This is a genomic window from Mesorhizobium bavaricum, from assembly GCF_056781655.1.
Genome location: NZ_CM165566.1, coordinates 2,336,918 through 2,349,379, shown reverse-complemented (window position 1 = coordinate 2,349,379; position 12,462 = coordinate 2,336,918). Strand labels below are relative to the sequence as shown.

Here is a 12,462-nt window from a genome sequence, read left to right as displayed (position 1 = left end):
ACGCTTAACGGAACGGTAGAGCCCCAAAGATGTACCAATTCTCCTACGCCGACATCCAGAGCACCTCCGTTGCCGACGCCAAGGACCGCGAGCGGGAGCTCCTGACCCGCTCGATCGACATGCTGTCGGCAGCGGCCACCGCCGGCCACAACTCGATGGAGGCGGTCGAGGCGCTGCATTTCACCAACCGCGTCTGGACCACCTTCGTCGAGGATCTCGGCTCCAGCGACAACGCCCTGCCCAAGGAATTGCGCGCCAACCTCATTTCCATCGGCCTGTGGCTGCTGCGCGAGGCGGAGGACATTCGCCAGGGCCGCACCAACAATTTCGAAGGGCTGATCGAGGTGTCCCAGATCATCAGGGACGGCATTCAATGACCAACACGCTGAAGATATCGCTGAAGCCGAACGAGAAGATCTACATCAACGGCGCCGTCATCCGCGTCGACCGCAAGGTCACCGTCGAATTGATGAACGACGTGCAGTTCCTGCTCGAAAGCCATGTGATCCAGGCCGACGATGCCTCGACGCCGCTCAAGCAGCTGTATTTCATCCTGCAGGTCATGCTGGTCAACCCGGCCGGCGCGGCCGAGGCACGCGACATGTTCCGGCGTTCGCTGCCGTTGCTGCTGGCAAGCTTCGAGGACACCCAGATCTGCGCTGCGCTGAAACAGATCGACCGCATGGTCGGTGAGGATCACATCTACGAGGCGCTGAAGGCGATCCGCGCGCTCTATCCGCTCGAACGCCGCGCGCTTGGCGGCAATGACGATGTTCCGGGTGACACGCGCCCGCTGGCTGTGGGAGCACGATACTGATGAACGTGGACATGACGACGACGATACCGACTGGCGCCAACCAGGCCACAACGTCGACTTCGAAGACTGCGGTCGACTACCAGTCGTTCCTGAAGCTTCTGATCGCCGAGATGAAGAACCAGGACCCGACCAAGCCGATGGACTCGACACAGTATGTCGCCCAGCTCGCCACCTTTTCGCAGGTCGAGCAGTCGGTGCAGACAAACACCAAGCTCGACCAGATCATGCAGTCCTCGGCGCTGTCGCAGGCCGACGCGCTGATCGGACGCTCGATAACCTCCGCCGACGGCAACACGACCGGCACGGTGGCGTCGGTGCGCCTCGCCAGCAGCGGCCTCATCGCCGTGCTGCAGAACGGCACCGAAGTCGCGGTCGGCCCGGGGGTCTCGGTCAAGGCGGCGAGCTGACGCTTCCGGCAGGGCCAGTCCCATGAACGAGGCCGACGCTCTCGACATCGTCCAGTACGCGGTGTGGACGGTGCTCACCGCGTCTGCACCGGTGGTGTTGGTCGCCATGGTGGTCGGCATCGGCATCGCCCTCATCCAGGCGCTGACGCAGGTTCAGGAGATCACCTTGACCTTCGTGCCGAAGATCGTCGCAATCATGCTGGTGGTGGCGCTGACCGGCCCCTTCATCGGCAGCCAGATATCGGCCTTCACCAACGTTATCTTCGAGCGCATCCAGAACGGATTCTGAGCAGCTTCTATCCATCTGGCTTGCGGTTGTGCCTTCCAGCAGTGCGGCAGCCGGCCAGACCTCGCGCGAAACCAGGCGTGGACCGCAGCTATCCCATTGTTGGACCGTGACCTTTTTCGAAAGACATTCGCCCTTTGCGCCGCCATGCCCTACTTTCGGCAAATGATCTGAGCAAACGGATCATCTGACGAATCGGCACGACATGGCAGGGACCCCCGATGATTGACGAAAAGCCGGAAAGCGAGAGCGTTTCGGCGCTGGCGCCCTTCCGGCACGGCATTTTCCGCGCCGTATGGGCGGCAAGTCTGGTCTCGAATTTCGGTGGCCTGATCCAGGGCGTCGGCGCGGCCTGGATGATGACCACGATCGCCACCTCGCCCTATCAGGTGGCCCTGGTCCAGGCTTCGACCACCTTGCCGATCATGCTGTTTGCGCTCGTCGCCGGCGCCATCGCCGACAGTTTCGACCGGCGCAAGGTGATGCTGGTCGCCCAGACCTTCATGCTGGTCGTCTCGGTGCTTCTGACCCTGTTCACCTATTCCGGCCTCATCACGCCGTGGACGCTGCTGGCCTTCACCTTCCTGATCGACAGCGGCACGGCGCTCAACAGCCCGTCATGGCAGGCCTCCGTCGGCGACATCGTTCCCCGCAACAAGGTGCCGGCCGCCGTCGCGCTCAACTCGATGGGCTTCAACCTGACCCGCAGCGTCGGCCCGGCGATCGGCGGCATCATCGTCGCCGCGGCCGGTGCGGCCGCCGCCTTCGCGGCGAACGCGGTGAGCTATATCGGCCTCATCGTCGTGCTGGCGCGCTGGAAGCCGGACCTGCCGGTTTCGACCTTGCCGCGCGAGTCGCTGGGTGCGGCCATGGCCGCCGGCCTGCGCTATGTCGCCATGTCGCCCAACATCGGCAAGGTGCTGGTCAGGGGCGCGGCTTTCGGCTTCAGCGCCGGTGCCGTGCTGGCGCTGCTGCCGCTGGTGGCGCGCGATGTCGTCAAGGGCGATGCCCTGACCTACGGCATCATGCTCGGCGCCTTCGGCATCGGCGCGGTCGGTGGCGCGCTGATCAGCGTCAGGCTACGGCAGCTGCTGTCCAGCGAGACGATGGTGCGCTGCGCCTTTGCCGGCTTTGCTGTCTGCGCATTCAATGCCGCCGTCAGCCATCATGCATGGCAGACGTCGCTCGGCCTGCTGGTCGGCGGTGCCTGCTGGGTAATCGCCCTTTCGCATTTCAACGTCACGGTGCAGATGGCGACACCGCGCTGGGTGGTCGGCCGGGTGCTGTCGGTTTACCAGACCGCGACCTTCGGCGGTATCGCGCTCGGCAGCTGGATCTGGGGTGTCGTCGCCGATGCGCATGGCGCCGAAACCGCGCTGATCGCGGCCAGCATCGCCATGCTGGTCGGCGGCGCCATCGGCATGCTGCTGCCGCTGCCGCAGCAGCAGGTGCTCAACCTCGACCCGCTCAATCGCTTCAGGGAACCGCACCTTGCGCTCGACCTGAAGCCGCGCAGCGGCCCCATCGCCATCATGATCGAGTACATCATCCGCGACGAGGACGTGCCGGAGTTCCTCGCCACCATGGCCGAACGCGGCCGCATCCGCCGCCGTGACGGCGCCCGTAACTGGACATTGGCACGCGACCTCGAAAATCCGGCGATCTGGATCGAGCACTATCATACTCCGACCTGGATCGAATATGTGCGCCACAATGGACGCATCACCCATGCCGACGCCGTCGTCGGCGAGCGCTTGCGGGCGCTGCACAGTGGCGACGAGCCGCCGCGCGTGCGGCGCATGATCGAGCGCCCGACGACCGCCGGTACGGCCCTCGTGATGGCCAAGGGTCCGATCGAGCATTAGAGCAATTCCACGAAAAGTGTGAAACGGTTTTCCGTCCGGAACTGCGTCAGAACAAAAAGAGGGAGCCTTCGTGGCCGGATGAGTCGCTCTCCCCAGCATCGCCACCAATTTTAGAGGAACCTGATATAAAGATTCTTGGCGTATTCGTGACCTTGACGGGAAGCCGCCCTGCAAGAGCCAACGAGAAAGCCTTATGTCAGCATTGCGTAAATCGGATGCACCGACGGATCGCGAATCGAACGAACCAGCAAAGATCGGCTCGCCAGAGCAGTCTCTGCGGGAGAGGGTTCGGCTCCTGGAGGCGGTCGTCGACAACTTCCCCGGTGGCATATCCCTGTTTGACGACGACCTGCGGATGGTCCTCTGCAACGACCAGCAAAAATCCATGCTGGATTATCCTCCGGAACTTTTCCGCAATGGCTATCCGAACATGGAGGATTTGTTCCGGTTCAATGCCGAACGGGGCGAGTATGGCCCTGGGTCGGCCGACGAACATGTGAGAAGGCGCCTTGAGCTGGTCAGACAGCGAACACCTCACAGTTACCACCGTACCCGGCCCAACGGCACGGTACTTGAAATACGAGGCGTTCCCCTCAGCGGAGGAGGATTTGTGACAACGTACCTGGATGTGACGGAACAACGCCGCAACCAGGAACTCGTTGCCCATATGGCGCACCACGATCACTTGACCGATCTTCCCAACCGCGCGTTGTTCAATGACCGTTTGCAGCAGGCAATCGCAAAGACCAAGCGCAACGGAACCATAGCCGTCCTGTGCCTGGATCTTGATCGGTTCAAGCCGGTCAACGACCAGCTTGGCCATCAGGCAGGTGATGAGCTTTTGAAGCAGGTTGCCGGACGATTAAGTGCCTCGGTTCGCGATCACGATACGGTCGCACGTCTTGGAGGCGACGAGTTCGCGATCGTGCAGACCGATATCCACCAGCGCTCCGACGCCAGCGTCCTTGCACGTCGTCTGGTTGCCGCGATGCATCAACCGTTCGCTGTTTGTGGGCATTCAATCTCAATCGGCACCAGCATCGGAATCTCCGTGGCCCCCGACGACGGATTGTCATTGGACGACCTGTTGCGGAAAGCCGACCTTGCGCTCTACCGGAGCAAGCGCAGCGGTCGGGGCACATTCAGTTTCTATGAGGGAAGTGACGAACAACGACAGGTCACCTCCGAACCGCGCTCGGCCTGAAGCGGCCGACTGCTCGCACTCTCCACGTTTTGGCGCAATTCCGGACGGAAAACCGTTTCACACTTTTCCCGGAATTGCTCTAACCTTCGCCCGACAGGTCCCTGCGCGCCTTGTCCAGTTCCTCGGCATAGCGCCGCATCAAATGGCCTTCGGTCAAAAGCCCCAGCACGATGCGGTCGGTGAAATCCTCCACCACGGCGAGCTCTTCAGCGCCGGCGCGCTGGAAGGTTTCGGCGGCGGCCTGCACGTTCATGCTGGGCACCAGCACCGCGTCCTCGTACTTGGCAAAATCGCGCACCGCCACCTCGCCGTCGGAAGGATCGCTATGCAGTTCGGCCACGATCAGCACGCCAACATAATGATCCCCAGGGTCGACGGCGATGACGCGCTGGGCTGAGCCGAGCGGCACCTCGTTGCGGAAGGCCGCCAGCGTCGTCGAGGCATCGATGGTCTTGATGTCCTTGCGCATCATCGAGCCGACGGTGAGGCTGCGCATCCAGCCGACATCGTGGGCGCTGCGGATGGTCTCGCCGCGCAGATGGAAGCGCCATGTCGAGAACGAGTAGCCGAAGGTCTCCCGCACCAGGATGGCAGACATGATCGAGGCCGCCAGCACGACACCGGTCAGCGTCAGGTCGCGGGTCGATTCCAGCGCCAGGAACGTCATCGTCAGCGGGCCGCCGACGACGCCGACGGCGAGCGACGTCATGCCGACGACGGCGGCAACGGCGGGGTCGATGCCGGTTGCCGGCGAGACGATCGCCATCACACCGGCAAACGCCTTGCCGAGCAGCGCACCGAGGAACAGCGAGGCGAAGAACAATCCGCCGCGAAAGCCCGACCCCAGCGATATCGCCGATGCCGCCAGCTTGAGCACGAAGACGCTGGCCACCACGGCCAACCCGTAGTTCATCGCGAATTCGCGGTGCAGCGCGCCATGGCCGCTGGACAGGACTTGCGGCGTGACCAGTCCGAGCAAACCGACGATGACCCCACCGATGACAGGACGCAGCGACGCATCGATCGACAGCCTGGCAAAACCGCGTTCGATCAGCGTCACCAGATGCATGATGGCGATCGAGGCCGCCCCGCCGACCAGGCCGAGCAGCAGGAACGGCACGTACTGGCCGGCGGTCAGCGCCGGCAGGCCCGAAAGCTCGAGCGGAAACGGCACGCCGCCAAACATTTCGGCAGTCAGCGAGGCGGAGATCGCGGCGGTCATGACAGGCGCTACATTGGCGACGGAGTAGATGCCGATGACCAGTTCGAAACCGTAGAAGGCGCCAGTCAGCGGCGCGTCGAAGGCGGCAGCGATGGCGCCGGCGGCACCGCAGCCGACCAGGATTCGAACATCGTTGCGGCGCAGCCGGAAGATACGCGCCAGCCGCGACGCCAGGCCGGATCCGACTTGCGTGTAGCCCGCTTCCAGCCCGACGGAAGCGCCAAAACCGCTGGAGATCATCGTCTGGCCGGCAATGATGAAGGTGTCGGTCAGCGACATGCGCCCGCCATAGAGCGCGTTGGCTTCGATCGGGTCTATCGGCGTGCGGAATTTACGCAGTCTGAGCCAAATCACCGTAAGCCCAAGCAGGATGCCGCCAATCGCCGGTATCAGCGCCTGCATCGGATTGGCGAGCGAGAACATGCCGGAAAGCCGGCCGCCGGGCTGAACGCCGAACAACAGCCCGTGCAGGTCCTGCACGATCTGGCTCATCGCCGTGACCAATATGCCCGCCATCACCCCGACCACGCCGGCCAGAATGACCACCGCGATGCCGCGAGCCTCAAGCAGCGGCACAGACCTGATCAGCACCGCGCGCAGCCGGCGGGCGTAGACTTCGCTGTGGTTTCTGGAAAGCACCGGGGCGGCTCGCCGACATCAGAAAAGGCAGTGGAAAGCCCGCCTGATACGCCCGGCGACACGGCATGGCAACCACAATGGCGATAGACAAGGCGCCATTGTGGCATGGGCGGCTGGTTGCGACCGTTGCTGCCTCTGCTGGAACGCAAACGGCGCCGCCGGCGGCTGGCACCAGATCCTTAGCGCTCGTCGCCGGCGGTCGAGCAGTCGGGCTGGCAGGCCGATCAGGTCGGCTTGGGGCCGCCTGCCTCATAGAGCACGAGATTGCGCTCGCCGATGCCAAGCGCCGGCCAGCTCGCACGCCAGTCCGCAAGGTGCGGCGACCGGAAATGCGCGTCCAGTGCTGTCCTGTCGCTCCACACTTCCGTGACCCGGATGAGCCCGGCGTCGAACACGTCCTGCGCGTAGGAGTATTCGACGCAGCCGGGCTCGGCGCGGCTGGCGGAAACCATGCGCTCCATGGCGGGCTTTGCCTCCCCAAGCTTTTCCGGCGGCAAGCGGATGGTGCCGATGATCAGAAGCATGGAATTTCCTTTTTGGAAGCGGCGATCCGAGCCCAGTAGCCAGTCTCCCACCCTCGCGCAAGCTTGGCCGGTTACGGTTTGACACCTGTCGCGCGCTCGGCAGGCTTGGCATTGGGGACGACATGGCGATCAGCGAAAGCATCCAGCCCGGCGCAGTGGCCAAGAACGGCCGCGACGTCTTCTTCGCCATCGGCATCGTCATCATCCTGGCCGTGCTGTTCCTGCCGATCCCGGCCTTTCTGATCGACATCGGCCTCGCCTTCTCGATCGCGCTTTCGGTGCTGATCCTGATGGTGGCGCTGTGGATCCAGCGGCCGCTCGATTTCTCGTCATTCCCGACCGTGCTGCTCATCGCCACCATGCTGCGGTTGTCGCTCAATATCGCCACCACGCGCATGATCCTGTCGCATGGCAATGAAGGCACGCACGCCGCCGGCTATGTCATCGCCGGCTTCTCCAAGCTGGTGATGGCCAGCGATTTCGTCATCGGCCTCATCGTCTTCATGATCCTGATCGTGGTCAACTTCATCGTCATCACCAAGGGCGCCACCCGTATCGCCGAGGTCGGCGCCCGCTTCACCCTCGACGCCATCCCCGGCAAGCAGATGTCGATCGACGCCGACCTCTCCGCCGGCATGATCGACGACAAGACGGCGCAGCTGCGCCGCCGCGAGCTCGAAGAGGAATCCTCCTTCTTCGGCTCAATGGACGGCGCCTCGAAATTCGTCCGCGGCGACGCCATCGCCGGCCTCATCATCACCGCCATCAACATCGTCGGCGGCATCGCCATCGGCTATATCAGGCACGGCATGGGCATGGGCGAAGCCGCCGACGTGTTCATCAAGCTCTCGGTCGGCGACGGCCTCGTCACCCAGATCCCGGCGCTGATCGTTTCATTGGCCGCCGGCCTATTGGTGTCCAAGGGCGGCACGCGCGGTTCGACAAACCAGGCGGTGTTCGGCCAGCTCGGCGCCCATCCGCGCGCCCTCTACGTCGCGGCATCGCTGCTGGTGCTGCTCGGCCTGATGCCCGGCCTGCCGCTGTTTCCGTTCTTTGCGCTGGCCGGTGGCATGGCCGGCCTCGGCTACGTCATTCCGATGCGCCACAACCGCGCCGTCGCCGCCGCCGCCGCGATCAAGGACCAGGAGAAGGCGACCAAGGTCGAAGAGGAAAAGAACTCGGTCAAGGCGTCGCTCGCCACCGCCGAGATCGAGCTCCTCATCGGCAAGCAGCTTTCGACGCGGCTGCTGGTGTCGCATCAGGAACTGGTTTTCCGCATGTCCAAGATGCGCAAGAAATTCGCCACCCAGTACGGCTTCGTCGTGCCGGAGGTACGGGTCGCCGACGATTTCGCCATTCCGCCGAAGAGCTACCAGATCAAGGTGCACGGCACCGTGGTGGCCGAATACCAGATGCGCGTCGGCGAGATCATGGTGCTGCTCGGCAACCGCGACATACCCGAAATACCGGGCGAGGAAATCCGCGAGCCAGCCTTCGGCATGCGCGCCTATTCCGTCGTCGAAACCTTCGCCGAAGATTTGAAGCGCGAGAACTACACCTTCGCCGACAACATGTCGGTGCTGCTCACCCATCTCTCCGAGGTCATCCGCAACAACCTGCCGCAGCTTCTGTCCTACAAGGACATGAAGGCGCTGCTCGAGCGGCAGGACCAGGAATACCGCAAACTCGCCGACGAGATCTGCACCACGCACATCTCCTATCCCGGCCTGCAGGCGGTGCTGAAGCTGCTGCTCGCCGAGCGGGTCTCGATCCGCAATCTGCATCTGATCATCGAGGCGATCGCCGAGATCGCACCGCATGTGCGCCGCACCGAGCAGATCGTCGAACATGTCCGTATCCGCATGGCCCAGCAGATCTGCGGCGACCTCTCCGAGGGCGGCGTGCTGAAGGTGCTGCGGCTCGGCAATCGCTGGGACCTGGCCTTTCACCAGAGCCTCAAGCGCGACGCCAAGGGCGAGGTGCGCGAGTTCGACATCGATCCGCGCCAGCTGGAAGAATTCGGCCAGGACGCGACCAAGGCGATCAAGAAGTATCTGGAAGCCGGCGAGCGTTTCGTGCTGGTTACCGCACCCGATGCCCGCCCCTATGTGCGCATGATCATCGAGCGGCTGTTCACCACGCTGCCGGTGCTCAGCCATGTCGAAATCGCCAAGGGCGTCGAGATCAGGGTGCTCGGGACCATATCGTGAGCGTTCTCTCGCAAGGCGTCGTCATCGCGGCGTTCCTCGCCTTTTGCCGCATCGGCGCCTGCTTCATGCTGATGCCCGGCCTTTCCAGCGCCCGCGTCCCGGTCCAGGTCAGGCTGTTCGTGGCGGTCGCCGCCACCGGCGGCCTGCTCGCCTTCCTGTGGGACCGCATCTTTCCCTTCGTCGACCCGCGCCCGCAAATCCTGGTGCCGATGATCATCTCGGAACTTCTGGTCGGCGGCCTGATCGGCGCCATGACCAGGCTTTACATGGAAGCCTTGCGCTTCATGGGCTCGGCCATCGCCATGCTGATCGGCTATGGCGGCACCGGCGGACCGGCGATCGAGGAGCCGGAGCCGCAGGCAGCCCTTGCCGCCATCATCTCGTTCTCGGCGCTGCTGATGCTGTTCGTCTTCGATTTCGACCATGAGATCATACGCGCGCTGGTGGCTTCCTACACGGTCGCGCCGGTCAACATCTTCTTCAACCCGCAGGCCGCACTCGTCGATGTCACCGACACGGTGTCGGACACGTTCTTCCTGGTCATCCGCCTCGGCAGCCCGTTTGTCGCCTATGCCATTCTGGTCAATCTGACGATCGGCTTCGTCAACAAGCTGACCCCGCAGATCCCGATCTATTTCATCTCCCAGCCCTTCATCATCGCCGGCGGCATGATCATCTTCTATTTCGCCGTCGGCACCATGCTGTCGCTGTTCGTCGCCGGCTTTGTCGACCTGACATTGGCTAGATAGCCATGAGCACCCGCAGGGACCGCCTGAAGAAACTGGTCAAGGTGCAGGAACAGCTGAAGGCGCTGCACGAAACCCGTCATGCCACGTTCCTCGCCGCGGCCAGCGCCGCCGAGGCCGAAGCTCGGGATCTGGTCGGGCATTTCGACCAGGCCGATTCCCTCTCCGGCCTGTTTCCCGATCTCTACCATCGCCGCATCGCCAGCGCGGTCGGGCGCCAGGAAGCGAGCCTCGAAAGCGCCAGGCAGGAGGCCAGCCTCATCGCCGCGGCAACCGCGCGCACCAACATGGTCGAGCGCGCCTACAAGGATGTACGCAACCGCGACGAACGCGAACGCTCCGACCGCGAACGCCTCGACCTGATCGCGCAGAAGCGGAAGGAAGAGTAGCCAAGGAAATTCTGCTATTGAGCCGATCCCGCCATGGAGGATAGCCGGCGAGATCGTCGCGAGAGGGTGGCAGAGCGGCCAGAGGGGTTACTGACCCAACATCAGTCAGTAGGCTTCGATTGTCAGAATTGCGTTCTGGAATCGCTTGGCCGCAAGGTCCTCGGGCGTAATCCAATATTGAAGCGGCCCCATCTCCCCGACGGTCCAATTGAGCGCCATATCCGGCCCAAGTTGGAGCAGCAGCAGATAGCGGTCCTTCATCTCGTCGGCTGCGACCTGGACGACTTCACCCTTGCCAAGCATCTGATGGCTACGCGACAAGTGACGGTGAGACAGGGCGGCTACGACGTCGGGGCCTATGAGCGCAGCGCCGCCCGGATCTGTCAGTCCCCCCTCGGCGCCTTGGATCGCCGCGATTGAAAGCCAATCATTCATCACCAGCGGAAGTTGACGGTGATGCGGCCGCCGCGCCGAAGGTGACGGCATGCCGTTGACGCGCAAGTCTTCCAGAAAGGCAAGGATTTGCTGCTTCACCTCGGGAGGCGGTGCGTCATAGTCCTTCAGTCCGGCATTGACCGTCGGAAAGAATGCGTTGAACATCTTCGAGCCGAATGCCGACAGTTCGCGCTGCACCACCCGTAGCCGCTTGGCCTCCGGATCATCTTCGGTAACATCGCCAAGCGCCTTCAGTTTTGCCGTGACATCGGCCGTCTCCTCGCGGTGAAATGCCTCCACAAGCTTCCGAACGATCCGCGCGGAATGCCAATTGGCCGGAAATCCCGGATACGGCGTCCAAAGCGTGTCTTTCGGCGCATGATGAGCGGAAAGCCGCGGATCGGGGGCGATTGGCGGACCGTAGAAAGCCTCGACCCTTTCGGTCCGAATTTTGTCCGCAACCTTGAAAGCATGACCTTCGTCCGCACGCGCCGCGACTTCGGCGTCGGTCGGCTCCTCGATCCAGGCAAACGCGACCTCGACCCGATCATAGTGAGTTCGCTTGCCTCGCAAGATTTCGTCCATCGGTTCCGATCCCAGAATCTTGGCGGTGAACGGCATGTCGAGTGGCGCCCACTTCTGCGTCACCTGACGCGGTTCATACCGCGTCACGAAGTGCATGGCGTCCGCGCCAAACGTGTCGGACATCGGCGCGAAGAAATAGAGATAGCCCTTTTCGGGCAGCAGATCTCGCCCAGGTCCCGGTGGCAGGTCCGAACAGTCGATTTGCGCCATGAAATTGAGGCGCTCGAGCAATCCCTTCCGATTGTGAACGGTCGGCCAGTCGAATTCGTCGGGCACAATCGGCAGCCCGCCAAAATAGCTCATGCTGCGTTGGGGGAGCCGCGGCGGAAAGATGTGTTTGATCGCAATGCGCGCGGCTTGCCCACGTTCGATCGCTTCGCGGCCATCGACGGAAATCGGCGGGATCTTGCGCTCGACATGCGCTTTGAAAGTCGCCTTGCGCTGGTCGTCGCTGTTCTTCGCCTGCTGCTGCATTTCGGCGATCAGCTTTTCGGCTGCAGAGGTAGGCTTGGGTGAGGGAGCCTGGGCAGCATCAGACGATGCCAGCGTGCGCTGACGAGCCTTGCCGACCGGCAAGGCGGAACTGTCCCGAGCGTCGTTTGACTTGCCTTTTGAAGACGAACCGGAAAACAGCCCGGCAATGCCTTTTGCTCCGCGATAAATCAGGCTGCCAACGATCAAGACCATCGCCCCGACCACAAGCAGCGGCATCAGCATTTCCATGACGCTTACCCCCCAACCCGATCGTCAGCCACGTCGCCCCCACCCGCAACCAAATTATTGCCGTCATATGAGGCGTTGCGCAAGCAAGGGGCCGTACCGATCCTCGATCCGCGGTGATACCGGCGCAGTTAACGGCGCCAACCCCACTCGACTGGCGGAGGTACTCCCTGCTAGCCTCTCGACCACCAGTGCAGGACGCCACATTACGCGCGAAAACCGGTTCGGAGGTTTGGATATGCCCGCGTCCGGATCAACTGATCTCGCCCTCTTTGTGCCATCCTGGTCAATCTGGTGATTTGCGCGCGGCTGCCTCACGAATAGGCATAAGTCAAGACGATTCCGGCTTGCGGGTCGGGTATTTTGCTGACATGTTTGCCTGTTTATGAATTCTGCACTGTGGCAGGCGTTCA

Annotated in this window: 12 protein-coding genes; 9 read left to right on the top strand and 3 right to left on the bottom strand. The window is 63.0% G+C overall.

What is annotated here, in order from left to right; all coding sequences use genetic code 11:
* Positions 1 to 29: 29 nt before the first annotated feature.
* The 6 genes from flaF to AC1RZR_RS11445 all read left to right on the top strand — a co-directional run bounded on the left by flaF (position 30) and on the right by AC1RZR_RS11445 (position 4,579).
* The gene (flaF, locus tag AC1RZR_RS11470; RefSeq protein WP_477277550.1) at positions 30 to 377 is read left to right on the top strand and encodes a flagellar biosynthesis regulator FlaF; all 348 of its coding nucleotides are present in this window, start codon (positions 30 to 32) and stop codon (positions 375 to 377) included.
* Complete coding sequence (gene flbT, locus AC1RZR_RS11465; RefSeq protein WP_379102543.1) at positions 374 to 817, top strand: flagellar biosynthesis repressor FlbT; 444 nt, start codon at positions 374 to 376, stop codon at positions 815 to 817. Before flaF ends, flbT begins: the two co-directional genes overlap by 4 nt.
* The gene (gene flgD / locus AC1RZR_RS11460) at positions 817 to 1,224 is read left to right on the top strand and encodes a flagellar hook assembly protein FlgD (protein ID WP_379102545.1); all 408 of its coding nucleotides are present in this window, start codon (positions 817 to 819) and stop codon (positions 1,222 to 1,224) included. The genes flbT and flgD overlap by 1 nt, the downstream gene beginning before the upstream one ends.
* A gap of 22 nt (positions 1,225 to 1,246) precedes the next feature.
* Positions 1,247 to 1,513, top strand: coding sequence for a flagellar biosynthesis protein FliQ (fliQ, locus tag AC1RZR_RS11455; protein ID WP_023761707.1), 267 nt, complete (start codon positions 1,247 to 1,249; stop codon positions 1,511 to 1,513).
* 218 nt (positions 1,514 to 1,731) lie between these two features.
* A complete protein-coding gene (locus AC1RZR_RS11450; protein ID WP_477277552.1) occupies positions 1,732 to 3,375 on the top strand; it encodes an MFS transporter in 1,644 nt (547 codons plus the stop codon).
* Between the two features lie 193 nt (positions 3,376 to 3,568).
* Entirely contained in the window at positions 3,569 to 4,579 is a 1,011-nt protein-coding gene (locus tag AC1RZR_RS11445; RefSeq protein ID WP_477277554.1) for a diguanylate cyclase domain-containing protein, read from the top strand.
* Positions 4,580 to 4,658: 79 nt separating this feature from the next.
* Here AC1RZR_RS11445 and AC1RZR_RS11440 read toward each other — a convergent pair whose 3' ends face one another.
* Together AC1RZR_RS11440 and AC1RZR_RS11435 are read right to left on the bottom strand one after the other, a co-directional pair.
* Positions 4,659 to 6,440 (bottom strand): chloride channel protein, encoded by a 1,782-nt coding sequence (locus AC1RZR_RS11440; protein WP_481828541.1) that lies wholly within the window; start codon positions 6,438 to 6,440, stop codon positions 4,659 to 4,661.
* Between the two features lie 224 nt (positions 6,441 to 6,664).
* The gene (locus tag AC1RZR_RS11435; protein WP_481828540.1) at positions 6,665 to 6,964 is read right to left on the bottom strand and encodes a putative quinol monooxygenase; all 300 of its coding nucleotides are present in this window, start codon (positions 6,962 to 6,964) and stop codon (positions 6,665 to 6,667) included.
* Positions 6,965 to 7,086: 122 nt separating this feature from the next.
* On the opposite strand from AC1RZR_RS11435, the gene flhA reads away from it, so the two are divergent.
* The 3 genes from flhA to AC1RZR_RS11420 are packed head-to-tail and all read left to right on the top strand — an operon-like array spanning position 7,087 to position 10,309.
* Positions 7,087 to 9,174, top strand: a complete 2,088-nt coding sequence (gene flhA, locus AC1RZR_RS11430; protein WP_481828539.1) for a flagellar biosynthesis protein FlhA — start codon at positions 7,087 to 7,089, stop codon at positions 9,172 to 9,174.
* Positions 9,171 to 9,923, top strand: a complete 753-nt coding sequence (gene fliR, locus AC1RZR_RS11425) for a flagellar biosynthetic protein FliR (protein WP_477277562.1) — start codon at positions 9,171 to 9,173, stop codon at positions 9,921 to 9,923. The genes flhA and fliR overlap by 4 nt, the downstream gene beginning before the upstream one ends.
* Positions 9,924 to 9,925: 2 nt before the next feature.
* Positions 9,926 to 10,309 (top strand): hypothetical protein, encoded by a 384-nt coding sequence (locus AC1RZR_RS11420; RefSeq protein ID WP_477277564.1) that lies wholly within the window; start codon positions 9,926 to 9,928, stop codon positions 10,307 to 10,309.
* 105 nt (positions 10,310 to 10,414) lie between these two features.
* Here AC1RZR_RS11420 and AC1RZR_RS11415 read toward each other — a convergent pair whose 3' ends face one another.
* A complete protein-coding gene (locus AC1RZR_RS11415; RefSeq protein ID WP_481828538.1) occupies positions 10,415 to 12,040 on the bottom strand; it encodes a DUF1963 domain-containing protein in 1,626 nt (541 codons plus the stop codon).
* Positions 12,041 to 12,462 lie beyond the last annotated feature (422 nt).

Coding starts and splice junctions, on each gene's coding strand:
- flaF (WP_477277550.1), top strand. CDS start 30: ATGTACCAATTCTCCTACGCCGACATCCAGAGCACCTCCGTTGCCGAC.
- flbT (WP_379102543.1), top strand. CDS start 374: ATGACCAACACGCTGAAGATATCGCTGAAGCCGAACGAGAAGATCTAC.
- flgD (WP_379102545.1), top strand. CDS start 817: ATGAACGTGGACATGACGACGACGATACCGACTGGCGCCAACCAGGCC.
- fliQ (WP_023761707.1), top strand. CDS start 1,247: ATGAACGAGGCCGACGCTCTCGACATCGTCCAGTACGCGGTGTGGACG.
- AC1RZR_RS11450 (WP_477277552.1), top strand. CDS start 1,732: ATGATTGACGAAAAGCCGGAAAGCGAGAGCGTTTCGGCGCTGGCGCCC.
- AC1RZR_RS11445 (WP_477277554.1), top strand. CDS start 3,569: ATGTCAGCATTGCGTAAATCGGATGCACCGACGGATCGCGAATCGAAC.
- AC1RZR_RS11435 (WP_481828540.1), bottom strand. CDS start 6,964: ATGCTTCTGATCATCGGCACCATCCGCTTGCCGCCGGAAAAGCTTGGG.
- flhA (WP_481828539.1), top strand. CDS start 7,087: ATGGCGATCAGCGAAAGCATCCAGCCCGGCGCAGTGGCCAAGAACGGC.
- AC1RZR_RS11420 (WP_477277564.1), top strand. CDS start 9,926: ATGAGCACCCGCAGGGACCGCCTGAAGAAACTGGTCAAGGTGCAGGAA.
- AC1RZR_RS11415 (WP_481828538.1), bottom strand. CDS start 12,040: ATGCCGCTGCTTGTGGTCGGGGCGATGGTCTTGATCGTTGGCAGCCTG.